At 33.7% G+C, this 16,115-nt stretch carries 10 protein-coding genes; 3 read left to right on the top strand and 7 right to left on the bottom strand.

The window, feature by feature from the left end; genetic code table 11:
• Window positions 1-6 precede the first annotated feature (6 nt).
• On the top strand, window positions 7-1,200 hold the full coding sequence (locus M947_RS12275; RefSeq protein ID WP_021286311.1) for an amidohydrolase family protein: 1,194 nt from the start codon (window positions 7-9) through the stop codon (window positions 1,198-1,200).
• Window positions 1,201-1,480: 280 nt separating this feature from the next.
• Here M947_RS12275 and M947_RS12270 read toward each other — a convergent pair whose 3' ends face one another.
• Window positions 1,481-1,732 (bottom strand): helix-turn-helix domain-containing protein, encoded by a 252-nt coding sequence (locus M947_RS12270; protein WP_021286309.1) that lies wholly within the window; start codon window positions 1,730-1,732, stop codon window positions 1,481-1,483.
• 495 nt (window positions 1,733-2,227) lie between these two features.
• Between M947_RS12270 and M947_RS23190 the strand changes: the two genes are divergently transcribed.
• Together M947_RS23190 and M947_RS23430 are read left to right on the top strand one after the other, a co-directional pair.
• Window positions 2,228-4,816: an EAL domain-containing protein gene (locus tag M947_RS23190; protein WP_021286308.1), complete on the top strand. Its 2,589-nt coding sequence runs from the start codon at window positions 2,228-2,230 to the stop codon at window positions 4,814-4,816.
• A 28-nt stretch (window positions 4,817-4,844) separates the two neighbouring features.
• A complete protein-coding gene (locus M947_RS23430; protein WP_021286307.1) occupies window positions 4,845-6,803 on the top strand; it encodes a methyl-accepting chemotaxis protein in 1,959 nt (652 codons plus the stop codon).
• 34 nt (window positions 6,804-6,837) lie between these two features.
• Here the strand turns inward: M947_RS23430 and M947_RS12265 are convergent, their stop codons facing one another.
• From M947_RS12265 to M947_RS23315, 6 genes are read right to left on the bottom strand one after another with little or no spacing between them, the layout of a single operon-like run.
• Window positions 6,838-7,563 carry a TonB family protein gene (locus M947_RS12265; RefSeq protein WP_021286306.1) on the bottom strand — a complete coding sequence of 242 codons (726 nt, stop codon included), beginning with the start codon at window positions 7,561-7,563 and terminating at the stop codon, window positions 6,838-6,840.
• Entirely contained in the window at window positions 7,560-10,646 is a 3,087-nt protein-coding gene (locus M947_RS12260) for an efflux RND transporter permease subunit (protein ID WP_021286305.1), read from the bottom strand. The genes M947_RS12265 and M947_RS12260 overlap by 4 nt, the downstream gene beginning before the upstream one ends.
• 30 nt (window positions 10,647-10,676) lie before the next feature.
• Complete coding sequence (locus M947_RS12255) at window positions 10,677-11,483, bottom strand: acyl-CoA dehydratase activase (RefSeq protein ID WP_021286304.1); 807 nt, start codon at window positions 11,481-11,483, stop codon at window positions 10,677-10,679.
• Window positions 11,483-12,760 carry a 2-hydroxyacyl-CoA dehydratase family protein gene (locus tag M947_RS12250; RefSeq protein WP_021286303.1) on the bottom strand — a complete coding sequence of 426 codons (1,278 nt, stop codon included), beginning with the start codon at window positions 12,758-12,760 and terminating at the stop codon, window positions 11,483-11,485. Before M947_RS12250 ends, M947_RS12255 begins: the two co-directional genes overlap by 1 nt.
• On the bottom strand, window positions 12,753-13,733 hold the full coding sequence (locus M947_RS12245) for a 4Fe-4S binding protein (RefSeq protein WP_021286302.1): 981 nt from the start codon (window positions 13,731-13,733) through the stop codon (window positions 12,753-12,755). Before M947_RS12245 ends, M947_RS12250 begins: the two co-directional genes overlap by 8 nt.
• A complete protein-coding gene (locus M947_RS23315) occupies window positions 13,720-16,110 on the bottom strand; it encodes a 4Fe-4S binding protein (protein WP_021286301.1) in 2,391 nt (796 codons plus the stop codon). The genes M947_RS12245 and M947_RS23315 overlap by 14 nt, the downstream gene beginning before the upstream one ends.
• Window positions 16,111-16,115: the final 5 nt, after the last annotated feature.

Here is a 16,115-nt window from a genome sequence, read left to right as displayed (position 1 = left end):
ATTCCAATGATAATATCAAATGCTATTGTTTGTGACGCTCATAGTGAGTACAAGGCTGATATTCGCATAGAAGATGGCATAATAACTGAGATAGCTGATAGTTTAAGTGGCGAAGACACACGAGATGCTAAAGGCGCGTACTTTTTACCTCTTTTAGTAGATACAAATATAAGACTTCTTGACTCAACCCTAAATTCAAAAAACATAAAAAACATCTCAAAAGAGGCACACTGTGGTGGAGTTGGAGTTGTTGTATTAAATGCAGACAGTACTCCAGCTATTGATAATGAGATAGTCTTAGAGTTTGCACAAAATGGACTTCATGATCTAGAGGGTGCAAAAGTTGAGCTAATGTTAAACTCCCTAAAAGAAGATAGTACACTAAGCAATATTGCCATACTTTTAAAAAGTGGGGCAATAACACCATATATGAGCACCATCGCAAAAAATGATGTGGCTATAAAAATAGCCGAGTATGCTCAAATGTATAACAAAACTATCTTTTGTAAAGCTGAGGATAACTCTCTTATAACAAGTGGAGTTATGCTTGATGGTGATATTAGCTCAAAGTTAGGACTAGCTGGCATTCCAGATTTGAGTGAAGTTTTGCATGTCTCTCGTATGATAGAGATAGCAAGACACTTTAAGATAAAAATCCTCTTTAAGTCTATAGCCTCTCCTCGCTCTATTTTTCTTATAACAAAAGCAAAAAAAGATGGCGTAGATGTTAGATGTGAAGTCTCCATAAACCACTTAACTCACTCAGATGAAGCTTGTGAGGATTTTAATACTACTGCAAAACTAGATCCGCCACTAGCATCAAGAAGCGATGTAGAACTGCTCATAGAGGCACTTAAAAACAAAGAGATAGATGTTTTGACAACCTTGCATCAACCAAGCTCACCCATCAACAAAGAGGTTGCTTTTTATGATGCAGCTTATGGTTGTGAAGTACTAAGTGATGCGATGAGTATCTACTACACAAAACTTGTAAAAAGTGGACTCATTACAATGAGTGAGCTTATACAGATAGCTTGCAAAAACCCAGCATCTACTATAGGACTTGATGCTGGAGAGATAAAAGTAGGAAGCAAGGCAAACGCTATGCTTTTTTGTGTAAAGAGCCAAAAAGTACTAGAAAACGAGCAATCACTCTACAACAAAGAAGAACTCTTTGGAGAGGTTCTAGAGGTTTACTAGGGTAGTTTACTTTAATCCTCTTTTAAAGAAACTATCATAAATATTGCAAGTATCTTTGGATCCTGAATCAAGTTTAGGATGACGAAAAGACCGTCATCCCGCACTTGATGCGGAATCTTATAGAACATTAAATCGAGTTTTGTTACTCTTAAAATTAAATTCCAGATATTAAAAACTATTTGTCTGTAACTCTTTTGTAGCTCAATCCAATCCTAAGCAAAAAGAGATAATCATCAAACTCTTTATAAATATCTGTTTCAAAAAAATAAAATCTATGCAACTATAAAAAGTCTTTAATATTCATATTCAAAGCTTTTGCAATTTTGTAAAGATGTTCTAAGTTAAAGTGCTTGCCGTATCTATTGTTCTCACAGTTAGAATAAAAAGCAACAGATTTTATCCCAATCTCTAAAGCTAAGTCCAGTTGCGTCATATTTTTGTTTTCTCTAAAATATCTAACTTTTAAAGAAATACTCTTATAAAACTCTAGTATTTCATCCTTTGAAGCGTTTGAAAAATCCATATCTACCATAAATCACCTCACATAATATTTTTTTATTTAATATAAGTTTATTTTTTAATACTAGTTTTATTTTTAATAATAACTTAAATATATAGATATAAAATGTTAAAATCTTTATCCTATAGGATAAAATATGTAGAAAGTCTATACTCTAAAATTTATACCAAGATTTTTCATTTTTATTTGCAGAATAAAAAAGCCTTTTCATCCCTTAAATAAGGAATGTTGAAGCTTTTTAAAGGGGGAGATTTTGTGAATACTTTTTAGCGTTATATATATGTTTTTTTTAGAAATAATGAAATTTTGAAGCTTATAATTTTAAACTAACTTTCAAATATAATATTATATTTGATGTAGGTCAAATTATTTTTTCTTTAAAGTATGTACAATTTCATTTTTATTATAAATAATTATTATACTAACAGTTAGTAATCTTCATTTTGCTTTGAAAACGTAAAAAAACAGCGTAAAAATTATTATCCTATAGGATAAACTAGGCGGGAAATGCATAATCTAAATCTTAAGTCAAAACTATTTGTTTTATCCACACTCCCAATGATCGTCATCTTTATACTATCAACGATGATTCTTGTGGAGATATTTAACAAAAAACAAAATATTGAACTTACAAAAAAACATATTGACAACGCGGTGATAATCTCAAAATTTGTTCATTTGTTACAACTTGAGAGAGGTCTTAGTATAGAGCTTGCAGTAGATGAAAAGAGTGATAAAAAAGAGAGACTTACCTTTGTAAAACAAGAGTTAGAAGAGCTACTAAAAAACAGTACTATTGATAGCAATATAACTCTTTTAAACCAATGTATAGAAGAAAAAAATTCTCTTGATGTAGGTAGTCTTACTATAAATGAAATTGAAGAGTTTTACTCTTTAAAAATTTCAATGCTTCTTGATATTATAAACACTATTCCAAACTCTATAAATAATCTTCAAGATAGAAACTACATACAAGCTTATACGCATCTTGCGGTTATGAAAGAGTCGCTTGGAAAAACAAGAGCTATTTTAAATAAATCTTTTGTTAAAAAAGAGTTTCAAGATGATGATTTTGTAAAAATAAGAGGATTTTTAAACATATATCGTATGGCTCAAAAAAGATTTGAAAGCACGTTATTTAAAGATAGAGATTTTTTTTATTTTTATAAAAAATCATTAGAGGAAGATAGGATTAAAGAAACTTTTGAGATTATTAGTTTTATCTTAAACAACCCAAACAATACAAAAGTTGATAATCTTTCTTATGTATGGTTTGAAAAAGTTACGCATGCTATAGATACTTTAAAAAAAGTAGAAAATGAACTCTTTGCTAATGTTAAAATATTATTGGAAAAAAAACAAGAATCAAATTTTTATGAGATGATTCTAGTCTTAATGTTTTTAATTATCAGCACAGTAGTAATTATATTTCAAGCTATAATAATCATAAGAGAGATACTAACCTCCACAAACTCCCTAGAGTCAAATCTTTCAAAATCCACATCTCTTCTAGAGCAGTATAAATCAGCCGTTGATGAGAGTGCTATAGTTTCAAAAACCGATAAAGATGGCATCATAACCTATGTAAATGAAAAGTTTTGCAAAATCAATGGCTATAGTGAAAGTGAACTTTTAGGTAAAACTCATAGCGTTGTAAATCATCCTGATATGCCTAAAGAGCTTTTCGCAGATTTGTGGCAGACGATTAAATGCTTAAAGCAACCTTGGATTGGTGAAATCAAAAATCTTAAAAAAGATGGTAGTGCTTACTGGGCAAAAACGTTTATAAAACCTATCTTAGATGCAAATGGTAGTGTGATAGAGTTTATCGCAATAAGAACAGATATTACCCAGATTGTTAAACAGAAGATTATCTTTGAGAAAATTGCCCAGACTGATGCACTTACAAACTATGCAAACAGATATAAACTAAACAGTGATATAGATGAAAAGCACAATCTCTCAATAGCTCTTTTTAATATAGATGGATTTAGAGAATTAAACGATTTTTATGGACATGCATTTGGAGATTGCATCATTAAATCCGTAGCAGATAAAATCTATAACTTTATCTCAAAAGATGAGAGACTCTTCTTTTATAGACTTCAAGGAGATGAGTTTGCCCTTCTTGCAACCGAATATGAGAGGGATTCTTTTATCTATAAATGCAGAGATATTTTACTGCTAATCAAAGAAGATCTAACTATTGAAAATGAAAACATTGTACTCTCTTGCAGTTGTGGTATCGCCTTTGAAGATAAAACAAGTCTTTTGCCTAAAGCAGATATGGCACTTAAAATTGCAAAACAAGAAAATAGCGACTTTGTCGTCTATAGTGATAGCATTAATCTCAATGGTAAGTATGAAAATAACATAAAGTGCACAAAAAAACTAGCAACCGCTCTGCAAAACAAGAAGATTGTCACCTTTTACCAACCTATCGTTAACAACCTTGATTTAAAATATGAAAAGTATGAATCACTCATTAGAATGATAGATGAAGATGGAAGCATCATCTCCCCATACTTCTTTTTAGATATAGCAAAAAAGACAAAAAAATATTTTGATATTACAAAAATTGTAATTGCACAGTCGTTTGAAATGTTTAAAGATAAAGACGTTGAATTTTCTGTAAATTTATCTATTATGGACGTACTTGAACCTAAAATCCATGACTATATTTTAATGATGTTAGAAAAGTATGATATCGGATCTAAAGTTGTATTTGAGATAGTTGAATCAGAGTATATTGAAAATTTTCAAACGGTCAAAAATTTTATAGATGAAGTTAAGAGATATGGCTGCAAGATAGCTATAGATGATTTTGGAACAGGATACAGTAACTTTGAGTACCTCATTAAGCTAAAAGCAGATTACTTAAAGATAGATGGCTCGCTTATAAAAAATATAGACACAGATGAAAATGCTTTTTTAGTCGTCTCTACAATTGTAGAGTTTTCTAAAAAACTTGGCATGAAGACCATAGCTGAGTTTGTTGAAAATGAAGCGATTTTTAAGATAGTAAAGGAGTTAGAAATTGATTATTCTCAAGGATATTATTTTTCAGCACCAAGAGAAAAACTAGTTGGTTATTGATAAAGAAAATAAAAAAAGGAAGCGATTTATGAAAAACTTAAGTATTAAAGTAAGATTGATGATATTGGCACTTATCCCGATAATGGTTATCGTTGCTCTCTCTACAGGAAAGATAGTTTTTGACATGGGCATAAAAGAGAATTTAAGCGTAACAAAGCATCGCATTGAGGAGGTAGAGTCTTTGGCAAATGCTATCCATTATCTTCAAATAGAAAGGGGACTTAGCGTTGGATTTGTCTCCTCAGGCGGAGCTAGAGGCGGCAACAAACTCTCTAAAATCAGAAGCAAAGTTGATACTGCGATAGATGAGATAAAAACCGTTTACGCTAAAACAAATGGTGATATATCTGTTTTAAACAATCTTAGTAGACTCTCTATAAAAAGAAGTTCTATAGACTCTTTTAGCATGAGCGAATCAGAAGTGGGTTTATACTATGCAAAAAACATAAATACTATGCTGATGGCTACCATAGAAGTTACTTCTTTTATGGATGATAAAGATAGTAGAAATATGGTTCAAGCGTATATTCATCTAGCTTATGCAAAAGAGAATTTAGGTCGAATGAGAGCGATTTTAAATGGTGCTTTTACCAAAGACGACTTTTTACAAGAGAGGTATTTTACTTTTGGTAGCGTGTTTGATGCTTACGGTACAAACATCAAACAGTTTGAGATGCTAACGCAGCAAAAACTACTAGATTTTTACAAAGAGACGTTTAGAGGCGAAGCAGTTAAGAAAATATTTGTTATGATAGAGACGGCCAAAACAAAAGGGATGGCAGGAGATTTTGGAGTTGATGCAAATGTTTGGTTTACAAATGCGACGGTCTCTATAGATATACTTAGAAGTGTAGAGCTTGAGCTTTACAAATATATTTATAGAGATATAGATGAAAAAATCGAAAAGGCGTCTTTTAACATTACGATGTTAACAACAGGACTTGTAGTAGGTATCATACTTTTCGCTTTAATCATACTCTATCTTATTAAAATCTCTGTAAATAATCCAATTGAGCACTTTAAAGTTACTCTTGTGAATATAGGGGAGAGTCATAATCTAACTATCAAAGCCAATGAAGATGCTCCTAAAGAGATATCAGAGATGGCACAAAGCTTTAATAGACTTTTAGTAAATTTGAGAGACCTTATAGAGACATCTAAAAAATCTTCAAGTGAGAATGCTTCCATCTCTCATGAGCTCTCCACTACTGCGATAGGTGTGGGGGAAAATGTGGAGAAATCAGTTATAGTCATTGACGAGACTACCAAAAAAGCAAGAGGGATCAAAGATGAGATAACTCAGGCAATAGGTGATGCAAATGAGAGTAAAAAAGAGATACTAAGAGCAAATAACAATCTTGATCTTGCAAGAGATGAGATAGTAGCACTAACACAAAAAGTACAAGGCTCTGCACACCTTGAGGTTGAACTTGCACAAAAAATGCAAACACTCTCAAGTGAAGCAAATGAGGTTAAAAGTATTCTTGAAATTATCTCTGATATTGCGGAACAGACAAATCTTCTTGCTCTTAACGCTGCCATAGAAGCTGCTCGTGCAGGCGAGCATGGACGCGGTTTTGCTGTTGTGGCAGATGAAGTAAGAAAACTTGCAGAGAGAACTCAAAAGAGTCTTACAGAGATAAATGCAACTATCAATGTTATAGTCCAATCGATTATAGATGTAAGTGTGCAGATGAACTCCAACTCAGAAGATATTCAAAAGCTCTCAGTAAATGCAACGGATGTTGAAGTTAAAATAAATGAGAGTGTAGTAATTGTAAAAGATGCTGTTAAAGCAAGTGATAAAACCGTTAGTGACTTTGAAAAAACAGGAAAAGATGTCGAGTTTATCGTCTCTCAAGTCTCAGAGATTAACGAAATTTCTTCAAATAATGCAAGAAATGTAGAAGAAATTGCAGCTGCCGCAGAGCATCTCAACTCTATGACGGATGAATTGCATGCAAAACTAGAGGTGTTTAAAACATAAGCACCTGATTATTTTGAATGGGGAGTACTTAAAATCACCTTAGAGTATATGAGAGTTTTACTCTAAACTCTTTGGGGAAGTTAAATAGTGCTTCTTCAACAGTAACTGGAAAACTTTTGCTGATCGCTTCTAAGGCTGATTTTTTAAACACGCTTCTTCCAGAGACTATTTTCATTCCTTCTACATTACCATCTGAGAGTATTTTGAATTTCACATCCACAAGACCCTCTATCCCCCTTCTTCTAGCCATATTTGGATAGGATTTGTTATCATTGATTCTTTTTATTAGATCGTTTATAAATTTATTTTGTTTTGCTAAGAGAATATCTTGATTTATTTCATGTTGTTTCTCTGTTAAAACTTCTTCTTCTTTTACTGCTGTCTCTTCAACAATTTCTTCTCTTTGCTCTTGTACTTCTTCAATTGTCTCCTCTACTACTTCCTCTTCGATGACTGTCTCTTCAACAATTTTTTCTTCAATAATTGGCTCTTTTATCGGCTGGGGAACTGGCTTAGGCTTAGGCTTGGATTTGGGTTTGGGTTTGGGTTTAGGTTTAGGTTTAGGTTTAGGCGTAATCTTCTCTTGCTTTGGTTTTTGGGGTTTAGCTTGAGCAACCACTCTAAAGCATACTTTTCTAACATCTTCTACCTTAGTATCTGTGCTTACTTTTGTATCTATATTGACTATATAAATTAGTGTAACTACAATTGCCAAATATGAGAGCGCGCTTATTATAAATGATGAGACATATCTGTTCATGTTTTTTTCCTATATTTATGTAAAAAATTGTATATTGTTGGCAGGTAGAAGAGGTTTAGTACTGTTCCCCACAAAAGTCCAAATCCAATAGCAATAGCTAAAGGTTGAAATGTTACAGCTTGAGCTGTCGCAAAAAATATTAGTGACGAAAGACCAATAATTGTAGTAACAGAAGTAAGTACAATTGGTCTAAATCTTCTTGCTGCAAGAGTGAAAATTTCATCTTTGTTTGTTGCGGTTTTTATCGTTGCCATCATCAAAATACCATCATTTACGATAACACCTGCTAGCCCTAAGGCTCCTATGAGAGATGGAAGAGAAATATTAAAACCCATAATAAAATGACCTATATATACACCAAGAAGTGAAAAGGGAATGACTGACATTACTATTAGGGTCTCTCTTATGGAATCAAAAAGATATAAAATAGAGATAAAAATTAAAATCATAGCAACAATAGATGCTAATATCATCTCCGATTGCATACTCCTCTTTTGTTCTGCCTCGCCTTTGAGTCTCAACTCCAATCCTTCGTCTTTTAATTTTTGAATTGTCGGTTCTATCTTTTGCAAAACTTCTGTTGCTGTAGTTTTAGAAGGGTCAACATTTGCAAAAACATAAAAGCTAGTATGTCCATCATCTTTGACTAACATCTCTAGAGCAGTCACCTTTTCAAATTCACAGATATCCTCTAGCTTTACATAGGTGTCGTTTTGTATAGGAATTTCCAATCTTTTAAAACTCTCTAGATCATCTTTAAAATTGAGTGATTTTATCTTTACATCTAAAAGCTCACGCCCATCATATATTGTGGCGATCTTAAGAGAGAGATAGAGCTTTGAGATATAGTTACCTAGGAGTTTTTCGGTAATGCCTAGCTCCTCGCCATAACTGTTGATTTTAAGTTTAATCTCATCAGTACCAACTTTGATGTTATTACCAAAATATTCTATGCCTTGAATTTGGCTAAAGCTATCTTCGATAGTTCTAACGGCTTTTATCGCTTTTTGATAGTCATCGCTAACGACACCGATGCGAATATCTGCTTTTGTATTTCCCATCTTATTTTCCACTACCATTAGGCTATTTAGATGAAACTTTTCTTCATACTTCTGCTCTTTTAGCCAAACTCTTAAATCTTTTGAAATCTTTTGCGAGGAGATATCTCTGATCCTATCTTTATTGTCATAATAAAAACTAAGGTAAGGCGTAATATACTTATCTACAAAATTTTGGGGTTTCATTTTGTGTAGCTCTAAAGATATATATCCAACATATGGGTAGATTTCAGTTGTGCCTGTAGCACTTCTTCTATATCCTGCTGTAGAGCTTACATGCTTTACAAAAAATCTCTTCTGCTCTTTTAGTATCTCTTTTTCTAAAGTTTGCACAATATTTAGAGAATCATCAAGTGAAGTTGTGGGATCTGCTTTAAATGTAATGTTTATAGAAGAGTCATCAAAGGGTTGAAACATCTGAAATTTTGATTTTTGAACTCCGTAAAAGGTTAAAAGAGGCACTATGATGATAAATGTAAGCAGAAAACTTTTTTGATGTTTTAGGAGAAAACTTAAGACTTTTTGGTAGAGTAGATTTGCTTTTTTCCATGAGCGAGTTTTTGAGTTTGAGCCTAAAATATGAGTAGCATGAAGTGGCAAAAAGATAAAGGACTCTATAAGTGAAGCGATAACAAGTGCGCTAAAAGCTATGGGTATAAGCGCTACTATCTCTCCTAATTTTCCACTTATCATCAAAAGAGGTATAAAAGAAAATATAGTAGTTAAAGAGGCTATCATTACTGGTTTTGCGACCTCTTTTGTTCCCAGATATGCTGCATCTTTTGCACTGTAGCCTTTTTCAATATATTGCTGAATATTTTCACTCACAACAATGGCATCATCGACGATAATTCCTATAGCTATTAAAACTCCGATTAGTGAATTTATATTGATGCTGTGCCCTGTAAGATAAAAATAGATAGCACCAATAACAAAAGAGGTAGGAATCCCTAGTGCGATCACTAGTGCCATTTTTATATTGATTAAAACAGCTGTAAGCAGAGTAATAAGTAAAACACCAAGTAAAATATTTGAGATAACAATATTGAGTCTATCTTTTATAATGGTTGATGAGTCCATCCTCACGCTAAACTCAACATCATCAATCTTCATCTTTGATATGAGTTGATTGATATCTTCTGCTATGCTAATAGCATTGCCCTTTGGATTTTGAGATATGGCAAGTGTGATGGAATTTTTTCCATCCATACTTGCAAGAGTTGATGCATCTTCGTACTTTTTACTTATGGAAGCTATATCTTTTAAAACAATTTGTTGGTTGTTTATATTTAGGGTGGTATTTTCAAACTCAGAAGAGAATTTTTTATCATTATGTGTTGATATATAGTAAGGCTCATTTGTATTGTCTATCTTTCCAAGAGGAAAGATATAAGAGACTTCAGAAAAAAGTCGCAAAACCTCACTCATAGATATATTGTAGGCATTGACTTTTTTCTCATCAATCAAAACTTCATAAAAAAGCTCTGAGTTTCCAAATATAGTTACATCTGATACATTTTTAATCGAGAGCAATTTAGTTTTAAAGTTTTTTGATAGCTCTTTTAATCTCTCTCTAGGAAGACTCAAAGATTGAATCGATATATGCATGATGCTTCTTGAATGCGCAACGCCTCTGATAACTGGATCATCCATATCACTCGGTAGATTAACTTTAATAAGTGAGAGTGCATCTTCAACGTCGCGTATAACTGTTGCTTTATCTACTCTCTTGTCAAGTTCAAGAACTATACTGAATTTTCCCGGTGTTATTACAGAAGAGACACTCTCTACGCCAATAATGTTTTTTACTTCATCTTCGATTTCCCCAACAGCCATAGTATTTAAACTATCTACAGAAGCTCCTTGATATGTGCCCCTGATAGTTATAGAAGAAGGTTCAATAGTAGGAGATATCTCCTTTGGTATTTTTGTATAGGAGTAGATGCCTACTGCAAAAATTAAAAAAAATAGAGTATAGTTTATTCTATAGTTCTCAATAAAAAATTTTATAATTTTATTAAACATCTATTGCACTTTTTCCTTGCATAAATCTAATTAAGCTCTGTTTTCATATTCATAAGATTCATGAGCTAGTATTGCAGCACCTAAAGATGTAGTTATTTGCGGAAATGCAGGAATAAATATTTTTTTACCTAACTCATTCTCGATTGCACTTACTAAGCCGATATTTAGCGCGGGACCACCGTCAAAATAGATGCCTTCTTTTATGCCAACTCTTTTTATAAGTTTAATAATTCTTTTTGCTATAGAGTAGTGAACGCCTGCTACGATATCCTCGACACTGTTATCATTGCCTAAAAGGCCGATTATCTCAGACTCTGCAAAGACTGCGCATGTGCTATTTATTGCTAGCGGTGTACCTGTTGATTTGAAATGATATTCGCCTAACTCATCAACTTCTATCTCTAAATTCATAGCAACAACATCTAGAAATTTTCCAGTTCCAGCCGCGCATCTGTCATTCATAGCAAAGTTAACTACATTACCCTCATCATCAAGTGAGATAGCTTTGGAATCTTGACCACCTATGTTTATAATAGTTTTAATGTCGCACTCTGACGCGGCCGCAGCCATTGCACCCATCGCATTTGCGGTAATTTCACTTATATTTTCATCTGCTTCTTTGAAGAGCTTTCTTCCATAGCCCGTTGCGACTGTATAAACCAATCTGTCCTCATCAACGCCAAGCTCGCCGAGCATATCTTTTAGTGCTTGTTTTGCGTATTTGTAAAACATACTTCCACTTGCACTTATTTTATGTCCTGCTAGTTTTTTATTTTCATCTACAATTGCAATTTTAATAGCTGTTGAGCCTATATCTATACCTGCAAAATATTTCATTAACGTTTCCTTTTTCTATTTTTAAGTGACTCTACAAATGCTTCAACTCTAGTTGTAAGCTGACCTAAGTGACTAGGAGAGTAATCGCTCTCTAAGTACATAATAGGAATGCCCTCTCTCTCCATAGCCTCTAAAACAGATCTCTGCTCCATCTCATAAACCTGACATCCTGCAAAGGCTTGATATATAACGCCATCTGCTTTATACTCTCTAACAAGGTCAATAATTCTTCTTTTTCTATCTTCATTTTTTGTAAATATTGGACAGGTACACCCCTTTAAATATCTATCCGCAACCCCATCTATCATATCGTTGACAAACCACTCATCTACGCTTACCATATCATTAAACATTCTGTTTGATGAACATGTTTCATCTGCTACGATAATGGCATCTGATTGCTCTATAATAAGAGGGATTTTTAGATTTGGAAAGATTGGTGGCGATCCTGTATAGACGATTCTAGGGCTTCTTTTATGTGCAGCATTAAACTCATCTTCTACTCTTTGCTGGCACTCCTTTACAAGTTTATCTACGGCATCTATCCAGTTGTCTATTTTGTCAAAGAAAAATGCGTTGGTAACTAAAAACATATCAACTCCAAGTATGGGAGAGTTGATATTTTTTCTTAAGACATTTAACTTATGGTAGAGATGCTGAGCATATCCTACTTTTTGTATCGACTCTTTTAATCTCTTTTTAGTCAATTTTTTGCCCAAATCATTTGATAACTCTTTTGTGAATTTTCTAACACTTCGTCTCCAATATTCACGGCTCTCCTCACTCTCTTTGGTTCTTGGAAACTCCATATCAAAAATACTATATCCCATATCTTCTATGATGGCACCCGCTTTTGTTTTTTGATCGCAGGTTGTTGGAGAGATAATAACATCTGGCTTATCTGAGAAGTTATTAGATGAGAAATGCCCTACTGTTGCTTTTACTAAAGGACATGATTTTGATGGAAGCAGATCGCTTCCTATCTCATCATCAGTATAAAAACCATTACATAGTCTTAGAGGAACAGCATCTAGTGCGTAAATAATCTCAGAAGGTACTTGGATACACATAGTTCCAACTTTTACTTTGTTGCTATGGAGTGGCTTATGTTTGCAATGTACACTTTCAAAAAGATTGTAAAAGTACTCCATTGCTTTTGGTGGTTCTTTAAACTCATTTTTGACTTTATCAAGCACCATAATGGCTTCCATAGCTTTATGACGATTTTGTTTCTCTTTTGGAGTCTCTATCTTATGTTCTCTTATATTTTTAGTCATTTGTTCTCTCCAGTTCGTCCATTTGCATCCTTTTGGCAAATCCACCTCTTGTAGATTTGAATATTGGATAATTTACAAAGTCAACATATAAAGCATCCTCTTCTGGACAAGCAGCTACACACTTCATACATAAAATACAGTCATCTCTTAAAATATTTGTACTTGTAACATCATCAGCTATATCTTTTATCTGCATATCACAAACTGTGTAGCAATCGCCACATTTTGTACATTTGTCACCATCTTTTTTAAGCCTTAAAAGGGCTGCGTCACTAAAGATATAGTGCATGGCACTCATAGGACAAAAAAAACAGAAAAATCTCTTTTTTACAAATGAGCCAACTACAAAAAGTCCAGTAAACACTAAACCTAAAGCAGTAAGGATCATTGCACTCTTGGTTGAGAAATCTAAGCTCCATTGAGAGATATCTCCTACAAAAAGAGGCGTTACCATCCTTCCAGGGCAGATGCTACAAAAAGCAGTTACCCATTCACGATCAAGCAGTCCCATCCCTACGGCCATAGGAGATAAGATTACAAGTGCTAGCATTATGTACTTTATCTTTTTGAGTTTGTTAAATTGCGGTTGAGTATAGGTGCTATATCTAACCCCCATCTTTTTTCTTAAACCTGTTAGCCAATCTTGCATAGTGCCAAGTGGACAAGCGTAACCACACCAAGCTTTGTTAAAGACTATAAACCAAAGCAGAAATGTTATAAAGCCTATAAGAACTGAGATACTAGCTACACTAAAGAGCAGATCTAGCGGACGGGCTAGTTGATGTTGCAGAGGTAAAAAGTAGCACATTCCCCCAACTTCTTTATCATATCCACATGAAAAGACAGGGATGCTAGTTCCTAAGTTGATAGCAAAGTAGCCACCATATATAAAGATGATAAAGAAAAAAATCTGTAACCAAAAACGAAATCTTTTGATATCAGCCTTGTTTATAAAATCTCTAATCTTTTTCATCAAAGCGCACCTCTTTAAATGGTCTTTTTCTTCCTCTTCTAAAGAAGTAGATAATAAAACCAGACAGTATGGCAGCTAATGTTGCAGCCGCTAAACCATAAGCATAAGAGCTATAGCCACTCTCCTCTGGATAATAAACAGATGAATATGTCGCTTCATAGTTTATAGAGTCGTACCCATCAGGTGTAGCGTTGGCATCTTCTTTATAGTTTGCTGTTAGAACAAATTTGCTTTTATGTCTTCTATCAAACCTATTCCACTCGGGGAAATAATCCTTTATAAGTGTGAAAACTGCTATACCATCTTTGTCAGATTTTAGAGTTTTTGACCAACCTGTTAGTGTCGATAGCCTTAGCGTGGCACCTTCAATAGGCTTTGAGTTTAGTAAAACTTTAACTCTTATCTTATCGCCTGAGTATAGACGATGATAAAAAGTCTCCCCATCTTCTCTAAGTCTTAAAATATCAAAAGGAGCCTCATTTATACTATGAGCTGACATCTTTTGCTCATCATAGATAGCATCGTTACTATGGTTAAATCTCATGTTTTCAAACTTTGCAGTTTTGATATATAGTGTATTGTCTTGAACTATTTTATCTACATAAAATAGATTGTAGTAACCATTGTCTGGCATCTTATAACTAACTGATTTACAGCCATCTTCTTTTGATGGAACTAGCTTTGTTGTCTCTAAGTTAGCATCTAGAAGATAAAGCTTGGCATCTATATGGCTTATACAGTTTTTCTCTCCTATATTATCTTCAAAGATAGGCCAAACTTTTTGTGATGGCACCCAGCCTCTTCCCCCACCGCGTCTATGTCCACCATAAGACTCTCCCTCTTTAGCTGATGGATTGGTTTCTGAGAAATATACGCTATTTAAGGCTGTTGGTTGTTTATAAGTTTGAGCAGGTCTTTTTTTGAAATCTCTAAGAACACTGTCTTTTGAGGCACTTTGAAATACTTTAGCACCTCCGCCATGATTGGCATGTCCGTCTAAAGCTCTACCATAAGTATCTAGGATATATCCTCTGTAGATATTAACACTTAAAAAGAAAATGATTAAAGAGGCTGCAAATGGATATGCAATAATCTTTCTCATCTTCATAGCATCTATAAGTTTCATTCTTTTATAGAGTATGATTAGAGCCCAAACAATAGCTACCCACTTTAGTAAGCCAAATAAATGCAGCCAACCATCTCCTCTGTTTGCTAGGGATGCCACATCTACAGATAAGCCAAACCCTTGAGCTAATCCTTCTACAATTCTTTCATAACCACGCAAGAAAAGTGTCTCAAGAGTGTGAGCGATTGAACCTAAGATAAAGAGTGGAGCGTAGGAGTATCCAAGATTATAAAAGATTTTAGAGAAATCCTTTTGTAAAATTTTAGATGCTATAAACATACCAGCAATAGCAGCAACTATTGTAAAGAGTAGAGCATAAAGGAAGGCAAATAAGCCTATTGGGTCAACTGAGCCAAAATTAATAAAGCCTTTGAAAAACTCAGCTGTTTTTGACCATATCATATCAGGCGCGGCATTGCTTCGACCGATGCCATGATGAAAAGACATAGTAATAGAGATGGAAGCCAAGATAAGGATAAATGCCCAAACTTCAGCTTTTTGAACTTGAAATTTTGAAAAAAGAGAAAAGGATGGTTTTTTAACTTTAAAACTAACTGCCTCACAAGCAGCAGAACAGTTCATACAAAGTGTACAGTCAGTCATAGAGTTTCGTTTGTTAAAGGTAAATGGTTTTAGGTTGTATGGACATGCCGTTGTACACTCAAAGGTTTTACACTCATCGCAGGCGCTTTTATAAGTTCCTAGCCATGTAAAGGAGAGTTTAGAGTAGGCTCGTGTAAGCGTCCCAATAGGGCAAATATATTTACAGTAACTCATATCTTTATATAAAAAGTAGATTACAAAAGAGAGCAGGGTCATCACTGTAAATAAAATAGCAGTCCCAAGGGGTGACCTATAGATGCCAGGAAACATGTAGTAGATCCCCCACCATCCTATAACAATAAGAAAAATGCCAATAAATGGATTTTGCATCCATTTTGGCATAGTTTTTTTTAAACCAAGTTTTGTAATATATTTTCCCATAAAACCGTGAGGACAGATGCCGCAAAAAACTCTTCCTAATGTTGGTAGAGTTATTACCATAAACAAAGACCAGAAAATCCCCCAAAAAACCGCCCAAGTAAAGTTGTTATCTTTGCCAGTATGTGCAAAGCCAAAATATAAAGCATATAAAAATAGAGCTAAAACTGCTATTTTTAATATCATCAAAAATTTCTGATTTTTAAATAAAAATCCTAATATTGGTTTGCCATAAATATCATCTTTGTCACGTTTAATAAAATCTACCATTGTTC

The sequence above is a fragment of the Sulfurimonas hongkongensis genome (genome assembly GCF_000445475.1).
Classification (GTDB): domain Bacteria; phylum Campylobacterota; class Campylobacteria; order Campylobacterales; family Sulfurimonadaceae; genus Sulfurimonas; species Sulfurimonas hongkongensis.
Note: the sequence above shows the minus strand (reverse complement) of the source record. Positions and strands in the feature narration are given on the sequence as shown.

Coding starts and splice junctions, on each gene's coding strand:
- M947_RS12275 (WP_021286311.1), top strand. CDS start 7: ATGATAATATCAAATGCTATTGTTTGTGACGCTCATAGTGAGTACAAG.
- M947_RS12270 (WP_021286309.1), bottom strand. CDS start 1,732: ATGGTAGATATGGATTTTTCAAACGCTTCAAAGGATGAAATACTAGAG.
- M947_RS23190 (WP_021286308.1), top strand. CDS start 2,228: ATGCATAATCTAAATCTTAAGTCAAAACTATTTGTTTTATCCACACTC.
- M947_RS23430 (WP_021286307.1), top strand. CDS start 4,845: ATGAAAAACTTAAGTATTAAAGTAAGATTGATGATATTGGCACTTATC.
- M947_RS12265 (WP_021286306.1), bottom strand. CDS start 7,563: ATGAACAGATATGTCTCATCATTTATAATAAGCGCGCTCTCATATTTG.
- M947_RS12260 (WP_021286305.1), bottom strand. CDS start 10,646: ATGTTTAATAAAATTATAAAATTTTTTATTGAGAACTATAGAATAAAC.
- M947_RS12255 (WP_021286304.1), bottom strand. CDS start 11,483: ATGAAATATTTTGCAGGTATAGATATAGGCTCAACAGCTATTAAAATT.
- M947_RS12250 (WP_021286303.1), bottom strand. CDS start 12,760: ATGACTAAAAATATAAGAGAACATAAGATAGAGACTCCAAAAGAGAAA.
- M947_RS12245 (WP_021286302.1), bottom strand. CDS start 13,733: ATGAAAAAGATTAGAGATTTTATAAACAAGGCTGATATCAAAAGATTT.
- M947_RS23315 (WP_021286301.1), bottom strand. CDS start 16,110: ATGGTAGATTTTATTAAACGTGACAAAGATGATATTTATGGCAAACCA.